Genomic DNA, 276 nt, shown 5'->3' with positions numbered 1-276 from the left:
TCGACCTCAGCCCGCTCGACGCCGTGATCGAGTACCTTGAGCGCGCCTTCCCCACGCAACAGATGCAGGTATTCGTCGATGATACCGGCACCCAGCGCTCGGCACCGATGTTCGACGAGGAAGGCCGACCAGTCCACAACCAGACTGCGATCGCCCGCCGCGCCGAGATGATCGAGCACCTGTGCGCCATGCCGCCGATCAAGCCTGCCCTGGACGGGATCATCGAGCACTATGGACCGGAGAAGGTCGCCGAGGTGACCGGGCGCAGCAAGCGGC

1 pseudogene is annotated in these 276 nt (G+C 65.6%); it reads left to right on the top strand.

Going from position 1 to position 276, the window contains the following annotated elements:
- Positions 1 to 276: pseudogene (locus AX692_RS19980) on the top strand (methylase); the annotation flags it as partial.

Source organism: Erythrobacter donghaensis, from assembly GCF_001557325.1.
GTDB classification, from domain to species: Bacteria; Pseudomonadota; Alphaproteobacteria; order Sphingomonadales; family Sphingomonadaceae; genus Erythrobacter; species Erythrobacter donghaensis_B.
Note: the sequence above shows the minus strand (reverse complement) of the source record. Positions and strands in the feature narration are given on the sequence as shown.